Here is a 15,431-nt window from a genome sequence, read left to right on the forward strand (position 1 = left end):
GTCGTTCTGTGCTTGGGCAGTTGGTCAGGGCACTGTGCAGACAGACATTCTCATCATCGGCGGTGGAGCCGGCGGGCTGAAGCTGGCAACTCATCTGGGTCGCCACTACGCGCGGCGCGAAGGCAGCGAGGCGGCACGGCGGCGGGTCATGCTGGTGGACCGCTCTGCCATTCACCTGTGGAAGCCCACCCTGCACGAGATCGCCGCGGGCACGCTCGATGCCCATCAGGAGGGCCTCGCCTATACGCTGCTGGCGCGCCGCAACCACTTCCGCTTCGTGATGGGTGAGTTCGATGGCCTTGATCTGGACAAGCGCTGCGTGCGCCTGGCGCCTGTGCTCGATCCCGATGGCGAGGCGCTGATCGGGACGCGCACCATCAGCTTTGACCACCTCGTGCTCGCCATGGGCTCGGGCACCAATCTGTTCGACACGGAAGGTGCCGCCGAGCACACGCACCGGCTGGAGGACGCCGAGGACGCGCGCGCATTCCAGAAGCATCTTTCCCAGACCTTCCTCGCCGCCGCCTTCTCCGACGAGCGAAGAGTGCGAACGGCCATCGTCGGCGGCGGGGCCACGGGTGTCGAACTGGCGGCCGAACTGATCGAAGCCCATAGGGGCTTCATCGAGAACCTGCCGCGCGAGCAGCATTTCAAGCTGGATGTCACCCTGATCGAGATGGCAGAGCGCCTGCTTGGCCCGCTGCCCGAGCAGGTGGCCGAGGACGCCACCCGCTCGCTCGTCGAACAGGGCGTCGAGGTCAGGACAAGTACGCGGGTCAAGCGCATCGACGCGCAGGGCCTTCACACCGACAAGGGGCGCATCGAGACCGATCTGGTCGTGTGGGCGGCTGGCATGAAGGCCGATCCGCTGAACGCCAGACTGGGCCTTTCGGTCAACAAGCTCAACCAGATCAAGGTGGACACCTTCCTGCGCACCGAGGTGCCATGCGTCTGGGCCATGGGCGATTGCGCCGAGGTGCCCGGCCCCGACGACAAGCCCGTGCCTGCCCGTGCCCAGGCTGCCGCCCAGCAGGCCCTGTGGCTGGGCCGTGCCCTGCCCCGCTTCATCGCCGGAGAAAGGGTGCCCAGAGGCTTTCGCTATCGGGATCAGGGCTCACTCGTGGCCCTGGGTGATCACGACGGGGCCGGAGCGCTGAGGCTGTCGGTGTTTGGCAGGCGGCTTTATGTCGAAGGTCTGGTGGCGCGCTTCATGTACATGATGCTGCACCTCAATCATCACCGCTCGATCCTGGGTGTCCGCCGCACCGCTGTCCTCGCCCTGGCCCGCCTGATGCACCGGCGGGTGACCGGGAGGCTCAAGCTGCACTAGTAAAGCAGATAGCGCGCGCGCTCGTCCTGCCATGCGGCCTCGTCAGGCAGGGCCACGGCGTCAAGGTCGCCCGGCTCTGCCGCCGCATCATCCACCCAGTCCCGCAGGATCGTGCTGGCATTGATCGTGTCGATGGGCAGGCGTTCGAAGGCGTATTCATAAGGAAAATCGCGCCATAGCTCGTAGTCGGGCCAGAGCTGGCGGATGGCCTTGAAGCCCAGCGCCTGCAAGCGCCACGGCCGGAAGGCCTGATGGTCGTAGTGCGGGCCCTCGACGTGAATCTGCACGCCTGAGCAAAGCTGGCCCGCGTGCTTGTGGAAGGTGGGCTGGAACCACATCTCGCGCAGCACGCAGCCTCGCAGCCACTGCGGTGCCAGCGCCTGCATCCGCTCGATCACCGCGCGGGCGCTGATGTCGGGTGCGCCGAACAGCTCCAGCGGGCGCGTAGTGCCACGCCCCTCCGAGAGCGTGGTGCCTTCCAGCATGACCGTGCCCGCATAGGCGCGCGCCATCGAGATATTGGGCGCATTGGGGCTGGGGTTGATCCAGGCGCGCTCCAGCAGGGGCCAGCCATGACCGGGGGCGCCATCGGGATCGTAGCCCTCCATGGCGATCACGCGATAGTCCACATCCAGCCCGAAGTGTTCAATGAACCACTGGCCCATCTCGCCCAGCGTCATGCCATGACGCATGGGCATGGGTCCGGCCCCGACGAAGCTCTCGAAGCCGGGCCTCAGCAAGGTGCCCTCCACGGGACGACCGGCGGGATTGGGCCGGTCCAGCACCCAGACGCTCTTGCCGTGGCTGGCCGCCGCTTCGAGCACATACAGCAGCGTGGTCACGAAGGTGTAGATGCGACAGCCCACATCCTGAAGGTCCACAAGCATCACGTCGAAGGTGTGCATGGACTGGCCCGTGGGCCTGCGCACCTCGCCATAGAGGCTGAACACCGGGATGCCATGGACCGGATCGGTCTCGTCCGGCGTCTCCATCATGTTGTCCTGAAGGTCGCCCTTCATGCCGTGCTGCGGCCCGAAGGCGGCCGTCAGCCGGATATCGGGACAGGCCGCCAGCGCGTCGAGGCTGTGGACAAGGTTGTGGGTAACAGAGGCGGGATGGGCCAGCAGGGCCACGCGCCTGCCGATCAGGGGCTTGCGAAGCTCCGCATCGGTCAACAGGCGGTCCAGACCAGTTCTCATGAAGGGCTACCAGGCTCCAGAACGAAACTCTCGCGGTCGTGAAAGTCGGGCCGGACCCTTGCGTGGTGCGTCGCCCAGTAGCTCAGCCCCGTGCCCCCGGCGTCACCGCCACGCCACTCAATGACGGCGCAGACGCTGGCACGCAAGGGGGCCTGCGTGCGCGCAAGCGCATCGGGCAGCAACAGGCGCGCCTGAACCTGCCATGCACGCGTGCCCATCTGCCAGTCCACCTCGGGCGCGGGCACCGGGGCGTCGCGCCCACCCCTACGATACGCCTCGAACTCATAGGCCGCCCAGGCCCCGCCCGGTGCCATATTGTACTCGACATAGGCGTCGCCCTCACCGGCGACGAACAGCTCGAGACAGGTGGTTTTCCACAATCCATCCACACGCCGGGCACCCTTGTGGGCAGGGACCACAAGTCGCTCCAGATCCCCGGACAGCCGGTAGTGAACCCGAAGGCTCCGCGCATCGTCTCTGATGACCCAGACCTCAAGCCCGAGATCGCCTGCAAAGCCATCGCCGGGATGAGGCCGCAAAGGCTGCCATTGCGGCGCACCGGGGATCAGGTTTCGCGTGTCCATGCCCTCGTGCTACACGCCCTGCTCCCCAGTCGCAAAATCAAAGCCATGACCGAGACCGCTTTCGCATCAACGTTCCTCAAGACCCTGAAAGAGCGGGGCTACATCCACCAGATCACGCACACGGACGAGCTGGACGAGGCCGCCCGCAACGGGGTGATCAGCGGCTACATCGGCTTTGATGCCACCGCGCCCTCGCTGCACGTGGGCTCGCTCATCCAGATCATGCTGCTGCGCCGCCTCCAGCAGGCCGGGCACAGGCCTGTGGTGCTCATGGGCGGGGCAACGACCAAGGTGGGCGATCCCACCGGCAAGGATGCGTCGCGCAAGCTGCTGAGCGACGATGAGATCGCCGCCAACATCGCTGGCATTCGCACCGTCTTCGAGAAATTCCTTACCTTTGGTGACGGGCCTACCGACGCCATCATGCTCGACAACGACACCTGGCTGTCGCGCTTCGGCTACATCGAGTTCCTGCGCCAGTACGGCACCCAGTTCACCGTCAACCGGATGCTGGCCTTCGACTCGGTCAAGCTGCGGCTGGAACGCGAACAGCCCATGACCTTCCTCGAATTCAACTACATGCTGATGCAGTCGGTTGATTTTCTCGAGCTTTACAAGGCCCAGGGCGTGACACTTCAGATGGGCGGCTCGGACCAGTGGGGGAACATCACTTCGGGGGTGGACCTGATCCGGCGCACCGGCGGGCGGGCGTTCGGCCTGACCACGCCGCTGCTGACCACGGCCAGCGGGGCAAAGATGGGCAAGACCGCCAGCGGGGCGGTCTGGCTCAATGGCGAGCCGTACGACTACTGGCAGTTCTGGCGCAATGTGGACGATGCGGATGTCGGGCGCTTCCTGAGGCTGTTCACCGATCTGCCGCTGGACGAGATCGCCCGTCTTGAGCGCCTTCAAGGTGCCGAGATCAACGAGGCCAAGAAGGTACTGGCCGATGCCTGCACCTCGATGCTGCACGGCGAAGCGGGCGCTGCCACGGCGCGGAGAGCCTCCGAACAGGCCTTCGAGCAGGGCCAGCTTTCGGCCGACCTGCCCGTGATCGAACTGGCGAAGGATGAATGGGAAGCGGCGCGCTCCACGCGCGCACTGGTCAAGGCTGCAGGCTTTGCGCGCTCGCTGAGCGAGGCCGCTCGGCACATGGCCGGCCATGCGATCCGCATCAATGACGAGCTGATCACCGAGGACCGTCTGCACGGCTATGACGAGCTGCTGCCCGAACACCAGGCATTCAAGGTGCAGTTCGGCAAGAAGAAGATCGTTCTGGTGCGCCCGGTCTGATGCGGTGGAAAGCCTGATGCGGGGGAAAGCTCGCCGGGACACTCTTGCCCGCCACCTTGCCGAGCCTATCTGATCTGCCAGCGCGACTTGCGGCAAACCCTACAGCAGGCGGAGACACGATCATGACCACCCCCAGCGTCGGTGAAACGGCACCCGCGTTCGACCTTCCCGTGGCTGGGGGCGGCAAGGTCTCGTCCGCCTCACTCTCGGGCAGCGCCTATGTATTGTTCTTCTACCCCAAGGCCGATACGCCCGGCTGCACCAACGAGGCCAAGGACTTCACCGCGCTCAAGGCCGATTTCGAACGCCATGGCGTTCGCGTGATCGGCGTGTCCAAGGACAGCGTGAAGAAGCTCGAGAAATTCGCCGCCAAGCACGCGCTTGATGTGACACTGGTCTCGGACGAGGAAGGTGATCTGTGCGAGCGCTATGGCGTCTGGACCGAGAAGAGCATGTACGGCAAGACCTATATGGGCATCGAGCGAACCACTGTTCTTGTCGGAAACGACGGCCGCGTGGCGCACATCTGGCCCAGGGTCAAGGTCAAGGGCCACGCCGATGCTGTGCTGGCAGAGGTTTCAAGCGCAGCTTAATCGCCCTTCACCTTAAAGCTTCACGCTGGCGCAAACAGTCTGTGCGATGGCTGGAACAGTCAAGCTGCGCCAACGCCTAGATTCGCCCAAATACCCGCGATAGGCGAAGTTAACCATGCCCAGCATCGTGACAGGTGAAAGCCCTGTCTCGATTGCCCCTGATGCGGGATGGGTCTTGCATCCGGGCGGCTGTTCAAGGATAACCGCTGCGGTGCTAGGGGGCGTTAAGGTATGATTAAGAAACGTGTTGCGCAAATACGCCATCAGGCGGAGACACTGTTTCCTGAAAGACACATCTATCTGCGCAGTCGGGGGGAAACCCGCGGCTACGTGCTCACCACAGGCCGTCAGATGATGATCGCCGCCGCGCTTGTCGCATTCGGCGGCTGGACCCTGCTCTCCTCCGGCTCGACGGTCGTCACCTTCATCGCAGGCAGCCGCGCCGAGGCCGAGGTCATCCGCGTGCGCGCCATGTCCGAGCGCTACAACGCCGATCTGCAAGCTCGCCTCGACAGTGCCGTCGCGCGCATGACCGCGACCACGGGCTCGCTGGATGAAATGGCGCAGATGGTCGAGCGCCGTCACGCCGCCCTCACACAGGTCATGGGCATGTTCCATGGCGTCGCTGGCGCCGAGGATGCCCTGCGCCCCTCGCGGCCCCTCGATCCGGCCACGCGCACGCCCGTCGAGCGCATCGTGGCCGTGCGCATGGATCAGGAGCGCCTGATCGCGCGGGCCGAAGCCTTCGCCCAGAGCCGCGCCGAGCGCCTTCGTCTGGCCTTCCGTCTCGCGGGTCTCAATCCTTCCGCCTATGTGGGCTCCGGCCCCGGCCTCGGAGGACCGCTGGTCGAAGCCAATGACACCCGCGCGCTGGCTGCTGTTCTGGACGTGGACGAGGCCTTTGCCCAGCGCATCCGCCATGCGGCCCACAACCTGTCAGAGATGCGCGGCCTCGCCGATGCGGCCGAGCGCCTGCCCTTCTACCGGCCTGCGCCGGGCGCACGCACGACATCCAGCTTTGGCGTGCGCTTCGACCCCTTCAACGGCCGCCCTGCCCTGCATCAGGGTCAGGACTTCGCCGCACCGATAAACCACCCCATCGTTGCGACCGCGCCGGGCGTGGTGTCGTTCACGGGCGTGCGCGGCGGCTATGGAAACACGGTCGAGATCGACCACGGCGGCGGATTCAAGACCCGTTATGCCCACCTGAATACAATCGCTGTCAGACCCGGCCAGCGGGTCGCTGTCGGCCAGAGACTTGGCGGCATGGGCACCACTGGCCGCTCAACGGGCGTTCACCTGCACTACGAGGTGTGGATGAACGGCCGCCCTCAGAACCCCGCACGCTTCATCCAGGCAGGTGACCATGTTCAGCAAGAGTAAACCCTCCCCCCGTCCCCAGGCCGAGCCGGTTCCGATCCCGGACCTGCCCGATCTGCCCTCGCCCAGCCAGAAGAAGCAGGGCGTGACGACCGCAGCCGCAGCCCCCCAGCCCGCCCCGCAGGCGCGCCCGGCGCAGTCCAGCTCGACCCTCGCCTCGGGCCTCAGCTTCAACGGCGATCTCAGCGGCAACGGCCAGGTGACGATCGAAGGCTCCGTCACCGGCGACGTGCGCGTCAGCCATCTGGTGATCGGCGAGACCGGATCGGTCGAAGGCTCGGTCAGCGCCGATGTGGTCGAGGTGCGCGGTCGTATCGTCGGTGCGGTCAATGGCAAGCAGGTCAAGCTGTTCGCCACGGCCTACGTCGACGGGGATATCAGCCACGAGCAGCTTTCCATCGACGTGGGTGCCTATTTCCAGGGCCGCTGCCTGCAGGCCCGCAAGGACGCGCCCCAGCCCGCCCAGCCGGTCGGCTTCGCGCCGCCTCGCCCTGCCGAGGCTCCCCAGTCCGACGACGGCGCCCAGCTGATCTCGCTCAAGCCCGGCGCCTGAATTCCGGCTGCCTGAAGGCTGGCTGTGCCTGATCGAGAACCGGTCCGGCATTCAGATGAAACGCCCGCCCGGTGCACCCGTGGCGGGCGTTTTGCTGTCAGGACTCGCTGCCGTTTTCGCGTGTCTCGCCGACACTGGCCGCCAGCGCTGCACCCATGAAAGCGTCCAGATCGCCGTTCAGCACGCCGTCCGTATCGGAGGTCTCCACATTGGTGCGCAGATCCTTGACCATCTGATAGGGCTGCAGGACGTAGGAGCGGATCTGGTGGCCCCAGCCGATCTCGGTCTTGGCATCGGCCAGCGCCTGGGCCGCAGCCTGCCGCTTCTGAAGCTCAAGCTCATACAGGCGCGCGCGCAGCATCTTCCAGGCCTGCTCGCGGTTCTGGTGCTGCGAGCGCCCCGCCTGGCAGGCCACGACAGTGTTGGTCGGAATGTGCGTCAGTCGCACGGCCGAGTCGGTCTTGTTGATGTGCTGGCCACCCGCGCCCGAGGCCCGGTAGGTGTCGGTTCGCACGTCGGACGGGTTGATCTCGATCTCGATGGTGTCGTCGATCACCGGCGAGACCCCCACCGAGGCAAAGCTGGTATGGCGGCGCGCGTTGGAGTCATAGGGGCTGATACGCACCAGCCGGTGCACACCAGACTCCGACTTCAGCCAGCCATAGGCATTGGTGCCCTTGACCAGCAGGGTCGCGGACTTGATGCCCGCCTGCTCGCCCGGCGTCTCCTCCTGAAGTTCCACGTCATAGCCACGCGATTCGGCCCAGCGCGTGTACATCCGCAGCAGCATTCCGGCCCAGTCGTTGGACTCCGTGCCCCCGGCGCCCGAGTTGACCTCGACATAGGCATCGTTGCCGTCCGCCTCGCCAGACAGCAGGGCCTCAAGCTCGGCGCGCGCCGCGCGGTCCTTGATCTGGCGAAGCTGGACGCGTGCTTCCTCCAGCGACTCCTCGTCGCCCTCGTCGTCGGCCAGCTCGGCAAAGTCCAGCGCGTCGGCAAGATCGCGCTCAAGGCCCTGAACGGCACCGACCTGATCGCTCAGGCGCGTGCGCTCGCGCATCAGGGCCTGGGCCTGCTCGGCATCATCCCACAGGGTCGGGTCCTCGACCCGCGCATTCAGTTCATCGAGTTTTCGAAGCGCCACATCCCAGTCAAAGACGCCTCCTGAGCAGCCCGATGGACTGCTCGATGTCGGCCTTCATGGCCTCGACATCCAAACGCATGGCTCACTCCGTAAGCACGAATGAAAGGCCCCCGCCCGCGCCCTGGCGGGATCACACGGCGGCCGGTGATTGAGTTCAGGCCAGATAAGGCCTCAGAACAGACCCCTCAAGTCCTCGGAGGTGTCCTTGCGCGGCGGCGGCGGCGGCGCACTCTGCGGTGGCGGGGCCTGACCCTGCTGTCGCTCCAGCGCCTCGCGCTCCTGGCGCAGCACATCGAGGTAGGGGATCGGCCCTGATGGTGTCTCGGGACGCTCCTCGCGCACGGGCACGGTGCCGGGCCTGAACGCCTCCTCGATGCCGTTGACCATGCGGAACTCCGCATTGGCCGGGCGCGGCAGCGGGCGTGCGGGCCGGTCCTGCAGAGCGACACGCATGAAATCGATGAACACCGGCACTGCCGTCGCAGAGCCCGCCTCGCCGCTGCCCAGCGAGCGGTTGTCGTCAAAGCCGATGAACACGCCCACGACGATGTCGGCGCTGAAGCCCACGAACCAGGCGCTGCGATATTCGTTGGTGGTGCCGGTCTTGCCACCGATGTGCGGGCCAAGCTCGCGCGCACGCACCGCCGTGCCGCGCTGGACAACGCCCTCCATCATGGAGGCGAGCTGATAAGCCGTCACCGGGTCCATGACCTGCTCGCCTCGCGGCGCCAGGCGCGGAGAATCGTTGCCGTCGAAGGCGCGCGCACAGCCCGCACATTCGCGGCGGTCGGCCCGGTAAACCGTGCTGCCGTTGCGGTCCTGAACCATCTCGATCAGATAGGGGTCGATGCGCCGCCCGCCGTTCACGAACGAGGCATAGGCCGCAGTCAGACGATAGGGCGTGGTCTCGCCCGCACCCAGCGCCATGGACAGCACCGGCGTCATCTCGTCCACCACGCCATAGCGCACGGCATCATCGGCGACGCGGCGCATGCCGACGCGATCGGCCATGCGCACGGTCATGACGTTTCGCGACAGCTCCAGCCCGCGACGCAGGGTCTGGGGACCATAGAAGCGGCGACTGTAGTTCGAGGGACTCCAGCGCTCGCCGGGGCGCGAGCCTGCGTAGGAGATCGGTGCATCGAGCACGATGCTGGCGGGCGTGAAGCCGTTTTCCAGCGCGGTCGCATAGACGAAGGGCTTGAAGGCCGAGCCGGGCTGGCGCAGCGCCTGGGTCGCGCGGTTGAAGCTGGAAAGACCGAAGGAATAGCCACCCACCATGGCCAGCACACGCCCCGAGGTCGGCTCGATGGCCACCAGCGCGCCGTTGACCGCAGGAACCTGGCGCAGGTTGAAACGCTCGCCGCTGGACGGCTCGACAAAGATCAGATCGCCGCGATTGAGCCCCCGTCCCGCGCGCGCCCAGGTCACATCCGCCGCTTCCAGAAGGCCCGTGCGGTCGCTTTCAGCGGTGCGGATGCGCACGCTGCTGCCCTCGACGCTCTCGATGATGGCCGCTTCCCAGGTGCGGCGCTCGGCCGGCGTCGTGCCCTCGCGGGCCGCGCGTCGCCAGTCGCCGTCAAGCTCGGCCGTGCCCCAAGCTCCGCGCCAGCCATGGCGGCGGTCATAGCTTTCCAGACCACGCATCAGCGCATCGCGCGCCGCTGACTGAAGGCGCGGATCGAGGGTGGTGCGCATATAGTAACCACCCGCATTGATGTCGTCGCCCCACATGCTCAGGGCCCGGCGGCGCGCCTCCTCGACGAAGAAGTCGGCATCGGCATACTGCGCGCGGCGCGGAGCCTCCTGGGTGGCCAGCGGGCGGGCGATGGCGGCTTCGGCCTGCTCGCGCGTGATCCAGCCGATCTGCTGCATCTCGTTGATGATCCAGTTGCGCCGGGCCGTGGCCTGGGCCCTGCGCCGCTGGGGGTGATAGTTGTTCGGGCCCTTCGGCAGGGCAGCGAGGAAGGCCGCCTCCTCGATGGTCAGCTGGTTGAGGGGCTTGCCGAAATAGTTGTAGGCCGCAGCCGCCACGCCATAGGAGCGAAAGCCCAGGAAAATCTCGTTCAGATAAAGCTCGAGGATGCGCTCCTTGGAGATCGTCGCCTCGAGCCGCGAGGCGAGGATGCCCTCGCGCAGCTTGCGCCCGATGGTGGGATCGTCACCGACCAGAATGTTCTTGGCCACCTGCTGGGTGATGGTCGAGCCGCCCTCCAGCCTGCGCCCCTGTGCGGCATTGGCGACGTTCTTGACCGCCGCGCGGCCCAGTCCGCCCACGTCGACGCCGCCGTGCTGGAAGAAGTTGCGGTCTTCTGCGGCCAGGAAGGCCTGCACGACCACTGGCGGGATCTGCTCGTAGGGCACATAGATGCGCCGCTCCTGGGAGAACTCGCCGATCAGGGTGCCATCCCAGGCATAGACGCGCGTGGCCGTCGGCGGGCGATACTCGGCCAGCTCGGCGGCGTCGGGCAGTTCGCGGAACAGCAGCGCCGCATAGACCGCGAGCGCGACGCCCGCCACGGCGATCGCGCCCAGCAGGCCGATGCCCGCGATCACGAACCAGCGTTCGGCGATGGACTTCACCCGATACTCCGCGAAAGGCGCCCCATGGCCTCGTTTAGCGCGCGCCCCCGTTCATGGCCAGAGGGATTGCGGGGGAAGGTCCGTGCTTGCTGGCACTGCAACCTTGAACAGGCGAAGCCGTGGATGAGCAGGCACCCTGCCGACAGAAGCCTGAACCCTACTGATGAGCTAGCGCGAGCCGCCAGCAGGGCTTCCGGCGATCATCATGTCGGTGCCGCTGTCAGCGAAGTAGCGGTCGATGGAGGCTGCGACCGCACGCATAAGGCGCTGACGCTGGCGCGGATCGCTGAGCAGGCGTTCGTCGTCCACATTGGTGATGAAGCCCATCTCCAGCAGCACGGCGGGCACGTCCGGGGCCAGCAGGACGGCAAAACCGGCATCGCGGTGACTGCGCCGCAGCATGGGATGTCCGCTGCCCTCCACCTCGGACAGAAGCGAGCGCGCAAAGATGGCCGAGCGGTTCTGGGTCGCCCGCTGGGTGAGGTCGAGCAGGATGCGGTCTACGCTGGGATCACGACCGGGCAGGCGCATGTCGCGGAACCAGTCCTCGCGGTTGGTCACCTGGCGCACCGCGCGCTGGGCACCCTGTTCCGACAGGGTGTAGACGCTGGCCCCGCGCGTGGTCGGATCGCTGCCCGCATCGGCATGAAGGGAGATGAACAGGTCGGCACTGGCCTGACGGGCGATGCGCACCCGCTGTTCCAGCCCCACATAGACATCGCTCTCGCGCGTCAGAACGACCCGATAGCCGCCGCGACGCTCCAGCTCGCGTTTCAGATCGAGGGCGGCAGCGAGCGTTATGGCGCTCTCGCGCGCGCTCACGCCCTGGGCGCCCGGATCGCGCCCGCCATGACCGGCATCGATGACGATGGTTCGCACGAGACTGTTGCGGGCGGGCTGAGGCGCTGTGGCGGGTGCCCGGCTCGCAGGAGGCGGTGCCGCCTGCGGGCGGGGCTCGGCAGGCGTCTGGGCGCTCGCACTTCGGGGTGCGGAGCCGGAAGCATGGGCAGAGCGCAGATCGATCACATAGCGAAAGTGCGCCACCCCATCGCCCGGAGGCAGCAGGAAACGGCGCTCGACCTCGGCCGGACCGTTCAACTCCAGGCGCACGCGCGCGGCACCGGCCACGGCATCGACATCATAGGATCGCACCAGCCCCCGGCCCGGTCCGGGTGCCACGTCGCGCGAGGGGCGCGCGCCGACCAGTGCGAGCGTCATGCGTGAGGGGCGCGCGCGATCCCCCTCGATCACCTGCCCCTCGACACGGCCGGTCAGATCGATGACCACGCGGGTATGGGTCGCGTCCCCGCCAAAGCGCACACGCATGATCTCGCCGCCGCCTGAGGCCAGGCCCTGGCCTGCCGTCAGCAGCAACGCGATCAGCACAAGCGCGATCAGAGCCGCCAAGGCACGCGCCTTGAGCCCTGGAACCGCCGAGACCCTGTCGTAAAGCGGGCGAACAAACCCCACGGACACCCTCACCATTCTGGTCTGGTTTTCGCGCAAGCCTAGCGCAGCACGGTGAGGAAGGGGTTAAGGCGGCCCCGCTGCGCGCGAAAAATGCCGCGGACGGCCCAACCGCCATGCGACTTTGGGGGCCTTGCCCAACGAGCGCTTTTCTTTCGCCTCCGACATCTCTAAGTTGGCGGCGTTTTCGGCGATGACGCCTCATGCTCCTGTCGCGGACAGAAATGAGAGACATCGACCGGGGGCAACCCGCCGTCGCGCAGAGGCCAATACCAAGCCCGATGGCTGAGGCGTCACGTCCCCCGCTCGAAGTGAGCGGTCGGGCGGGCGCATCCAGGGAAACCGAATCGTTCATGGGCCGCATTGCCGTCCGACCTGACCTGTCAGAGCACGCTCCGGCGCACGCGGCCGCGACGCGCGATCAGCGCGTCCCCATGCCCAGCCTAGCAACACATCATTGGCGAGCCGCCTCCGCCCCCTCGCGGGCCGAGGCTGACGCGCGCCTCACAGAAAGACCCTTTAATGTCGAAGATCATGCTGATCGACGCGGCGCACGCGGAAGAAACGCGCGTCGCGATCATGGATGGACGCCAACTTGAGGAATTCGATTTCGAAAGCCGGGGCCGTCGCCAGCTCCGGGGCAACATCTATCTGGCCAAGGTCACGCGGGTAGAACCCAGCCTTCAGGCCGCCTTCGTCGAGTACGGCGGCAACCGCCACGGCTTTCTCGCCTTCAACGAGATCCATCCCGACTACTACCAGATTCCGGTCGCCGACCGCGAAGCCCTGATGGCCGAACTGGCTGCCGAGGCCGACAGCGACGACGACGGCGCTCACGAGCCTGCGGGTGAGACCGACGAGGCCGGCAGCCTCGATGCCAACGGCGATAACGGACATGGCCCCGACAATGGCGCCGAGAACGGGTCCGAAGCCGCTTCCGACGACGACAACGGCGATTCCGCCCCCTCTTCGGCCGAGGATCGCCTGCGTCGCAAGCTTATGCGCCGCTACAAGATTCAGGACGTCATCAAGCGTCGGCAGATCCTGCTGGTGCAGGTGGTCAAGGACGAGCGCGGTGCCAAGGGCGCGGCCCTGACCACCTGGCTGTCCCTGGCTGGCCGCTATTGTGTGCTGATGCCCAACACGGCCAAGGGCGGCGGCATCTCGCGCAAGATCACCACGGCGACCGACCGCAAGCGTCTCAAGACCGTGGTTCAGAGCCTGGATGTGCCCCAGGGCATGGGCCTGATCGTCCGCACGGCAGGTGCCAAGCGCACCAAGGCCGAGATCAAGCGTGACTACGACTATCTGCTGCGACTGTGGGAGACCATCCGCGAGACCACACTCAACTCGACGGCCCCTTCTCTGATCTACGAGGAGGAAACCCTGGTCCGCAGGGCCGTGCGCGACATGTTCGACAAGGACTTCGACGCCCTTCTGGTCGAGGGCGAGCAGGGCTGGCGCGAGGCGCGCGACTTCATGCGCATGCTCATGCCCTCCCAGGCCAAGAAGGTGCAGCTCTATGCGGGCCAGGCGCCGCTGTTCGCGGCCTACCGTGTCGAGGATACCCTTACGCACATTCACTCGCCGACCGTTCAGCTCAAGTCGGGTGGATATATCGTGATCCACCAGACCGAGGCCCTGGTGGCCATCGACGTCAACTCGGGCCGCGCCACCAAGGAACGCAACATCGAGGCGACGGCCCTCAAGACCAATCTCGAAGCCGCCGATGAGGCCGCCCGCCAGCTGCGCCTGCGCGACCTGGCCGGCCTGATCGTCATCGACTTCATCGACATGGACGAGCCCAAGAACAACCGGGCCGTCGAAAAGCGTCTCAAGGATGCGCTGGCCGTGGATCGTGCCCGCATCCAGATGGGCAAGATTTCCACCTTCGGCCTGATGGAGCTGAGCCGCCAGCGCCGCCGCCTGGGCGTGCTTGAGGGGGCCACGACCGTCTGCGATCACTGCCATGGCACCGGACGAGTGCTGTCGCACGAGACCAGCGCCCTCATGGCCCTGCGCGCCGTCGACATCGAGGCGGTGAAGGGTGCAGGCACCGTCACCCTGACCCTGCCGACCGAGGTGGCGCTCTACATCCTCAATCACAAGCGCGACTACCTCTCGCGCCTGCAACTGCGTTACGGCCTGTTCGTCGCCGTGGCGGTCGACGAGGACATGGCGCAGGACGAGCTGCGCGTCGATCGCACCAGCACGGACGAGACCTTCGTCCCGCCCGAAGCGCCCAGGAGCGACCTGCCCGCCCTGCCCGACCTCGACGACGATCTGGTCGAGGACGATGCGGAGGACGAGGACGAAGAGGGTGCAGGGTCCGAGTCCGACACCAGCGAGCGCGAGGATCGCTCCGAAGAGGGCCGCGGTCGTGGTGGCCGCCGCCGCCGTCGCCGTCGCGGGGGCCGCCGTGACGATGGGGAAGCCCGCGAGGACGATGCCGCTCACGGCACCGGCAATGATGACGAGCGCACCTCCGATGGCGGCGATGACGATGGCGAAGACGGCAATCGCCGCCGTCGCCGCGGCCGCCGCGGCGGACGTCGCGTGCGCGAGGAAGGCTCGCGCCCGAGCGGGATGTTCACCTGGGTTCGTGGGCGCACGCCCTCCATCGAGCAGCCGTTCGTCTGGTTCGATCCTTTCGATGTGGCCCGGGCCGCGCGCAACGACGAGGACAGGGACGCTGGCGCACGCAGACCGCGCCGCGAGGAGCGCAGCAACGTTCAGCCGCAACGGGCAGAGGCTGATGCGTCCCCTGATGTGACTTCCGCCACGCCCCTGCCCGCAGAGGCCAGCCAGGGCACTCCCGCCGAGGAGCCGCGCCGCCGCCGCGTGCGTCGCAAGACCCGCGAGCAGGCCCCCATGCCCGCCGAAGCGGTCGACACGGCATCGCCGGGCGATGAAACCTTCGTGATGGCTGAGGCCGCCGGGGTCGAGGACGCGGCACTCGCCGCCGATGCCGATACCGCTGCCGATCCGCTCGAAACGGGCCATGAGCGCGAGCAGAACGGGGAGCCGGAAACCGCGCCGGAGCCTGTGCTGGAAACGGCTGGAACCAGCGAGACCTTCGCGCCTGAGCCTGAGGCTGCCAAGGCCGAGGCTGCGCCCACAGCCGCCCCGGCCCCCGATCCGAACGAGATCACGGCACCGCCGAGCAAACCCAAGCGGGGCTGGTGGCGTCGCGGCTGAACTGTTGCTACATAGACGGCAGGGGTAGTGCTGGGCCTTCAGCTCGCACGCCTGCCGTCAGCGGCAGCGCGGGCCGGAGTGAAACGTTGAGTGTTGGAGCAAGCCTT

General features: G+C 66.9%; 11 protein-coding genes. 6 read left to right on the forward strand and 5 right to left on the reverse strand.

The genetic code is table 11. From position 1 onward, the window contains the following. Positions 1 to 34: 34 nt before the first annotated feature. Entirely contained in the window at positions 35 to 1,330 is a 1,296-nt protein-coding gene (locus ACK4E3_RS01395) for an NAD(P)/FAD-dependent oxidoreductase (RefSeq protein WP_409695258.1), read from the forward strand. On the opposite strand, the gene ACK4E3_RS01400 is transcribed toward ACK4E3_RS01395, so the two are convergent. Continuing rightward, entirely contained in the window at positions 1,327 to 2,529 is a 1,203-nt protein-coding gene (locus tag ACK4E3_RS01400; RefSeq protein WP_409695261.1) for an exo-beta-N-acetylmuramidase NamZ domain-containing protein, read from the reverse strand. The genes ACK4E3_RS01395 and ACK4E3_RS01400 overlap by 4 nt on opposite strands. After that, positions 2,526 to 3,113 (reverse strand): DOMON-like domain-containing protein, encoded by a 588-nt coding sequence (locus tag ACK4E3_RS01405; RefSeq protein ID WP_409695264.1) that lies wholly within the window; start codon positions 3,111 to 3,113, stop codon positions 2,526 to 2,528. The genes ACK4E3_RS01400 and ACK4E3_RS01405 overlap by 4 nt, the downstream gene beginning before the upstream one ends. 45 nt (positions 3,114 to 3,158) lie before the next feature. On the opposite strand from ACK4E3_RS01405, the gene tyrS reads away from it, so the two are divergent. The 4 genes from tyrS (at position 3,159) to ACK4E3_RS01425 (ending at position 6,932) form a co-directional block, all read left to right on the forward strand. After that, positions 3,159 to 4,406 (forward strand): tyrosine--tRNA ligase, encoded by a 1,248-nt coding sequence (tyrS, locus tag ACK4E3_RS01410; RefSeq protein WP_409695267.1) that lies wholly within the window; start codon positions 3,159 to 3,161, stop codon positions 4,404 to 4,406. A gap of 122 nt (positions 4,407 to 4,528) precedes the next feature. Continuing rightward, on the forward strand, positions 4,529 to 4,999 hold the full coding sequence (bcp, locus tag ACK4E3_RS01415; protein WP_409695270.1) for a thioredoxin-dependent thiol peroxidase: 471 nt from the start codon (positions 4,529 to 4,531) through the stop codon (positions 4,997 to 4,999). A 231-nt stretch (positions 5,000 to 5,230) separates the two neighbouring features. Continuing rightward, entirely contained in the window at positions 5,231 to 6,382 is a 1,152-nt protein-coding gene (locus ACK4E3_RS01420; protein WP_409695273.1) for a M23 family metallopeptidase, read from the forward strand. Further along, positions 6,366 to 6,932, forward strand: coding sequence for a polymer-forming cytoskeletal protein (locus ACK4E3_RS01425; RefSeq protein WP_409695276.1), 567 nt, complete (start codon positions 6,366 to 6,368; stop codon positions 6,930 to 6,932). Before ACK4E3_RS01420 ends, ACK4E3_RS01425 begins: the two co-directional genes overlap by 17 nt. A 97-nt stretch (positions 6,933 to 7,029) precedes the next feature. Here ACK4E3_RS01425 and prfB read toward each other — a convergent pair. From prfB to ACK4E3_RS01440, 3 genes are all read right to left on the reverse strand, one after another. Further along, a protein-coding gene (gene prfB, locus ACK4E3_RS01430; protein ID WP_409695279.1) for a peptide chain release factor 2 occupies positions 7,030 to 8,155 on the reverse strand; the annotation gives its coding sequence in 2 pieces (ribosomal slippage) (positions 7,030 to 8,085 and positions 8,087 to 8,155; 1,125 coding nt in all). A gap of 92 nt (positions 8,156 to 8,247) precedes the next feature. Then, positions 8,248 to 10,659: a penicillin-binding protein 1A gene (locus ACK4E3_RS01435; protein WP_409695282.1), complete on the reverse strand. Its 2,412-nt coding sequence runs from the start codon at positions 10,657 to 10,659 to the stop codon at positions 8,248 to 8,250. Between the two features lie 168 nt (positions 10,660 to 10,827). Then, the gene (locus ACK4E3_RS01440) at positions 10,828 to 12,129 is read right to left on the reverse strand and encodes an N-acetylmuramoyl-L-alanine amidase (RefSeq protein WP_409695284.1); all 1,302 of its coding nucleotides are present in this window, start codon (positions 12,127 to 12,129) and stop codon (positions 10,828 to 10,830) included. 519 nt (positions 12,130 to 12,648) lie between these two features. Here ACK4E3_RS01440 and ACK4E3_RS01445 point away from each other — a divergent pair. Continuing rightward, positions 12,649 to 15,324, forward strand: a complete 2,676-nt coding sequence (locus tag ACK4E3_RS01445; RefSeq protein WP_409695287.1) for a ribonuclease E/G — start codon at positions 12,649 to 12,651, stop codon at positions 15,322 to 15,324. The last annotated feature ends 107 nt before the right edge of the window (positions 15,325 to 15,431 follow it).

The sequence above is a fragment of the Brevundimonas sp. genome (assembly GCF_046299595.1).
Classification (GTDB): Bacteria; Pseudomonadota; Alphaproteobacteria; order Caulobacterales; family Caulobacteraceae; genus Brevundimonas.

Coding starts and splice junctions, on each gene's coding strand:
- ACK4E3_RS01445 (WP_409695287.1), top strand. CDS start 12,649: ATGTCGAAGATCATGCTGATCGACGCGGCGCACGCGGAAGAAACGCGC.
- ACK4E3_RS01425 (WP_409695276.1), top strand. CDS start 6,366: ATGTTCAGCAAGAGTAAACCCTCCCCCCGTCCCCAGGCCGAGCCGGTT.
- bcp (WP_409695270.1), top strand. CDS start 4,529: ATGACCACCCCCAGCGTCGGTGAAACGGCACCCGCGTTCGACCTTCCC.
- ACK4E3_RS01405 (WP_409695264.1), bottom strand. CDS start 3,113: ATGGACACGCGAAACCTGATCCCCGGTGCGCCGCAATGGCAGCCTTTG.
- tyrS (WP_409695267.1), top strand. CDS start 3,159: ATGACCGAGACCGCTTTCGCATCAACGTTCCTCAAGACCCTGAAAGAG.
- ACK4E3_RS01400 (WP_409695261.1), bottom strand. CDS start 2,529: ATGAGAACTGGTCTGGACCGCCTGTTGACCGATGCGGAGCTTCGCAAG.
- ACK4E3_RS01420 (WP_409695273.1), top strand. CDS start 5,231: ATGATTAAGAAACGTGTTGCGCAAATACGCCATCAGGCGGAGACACTG.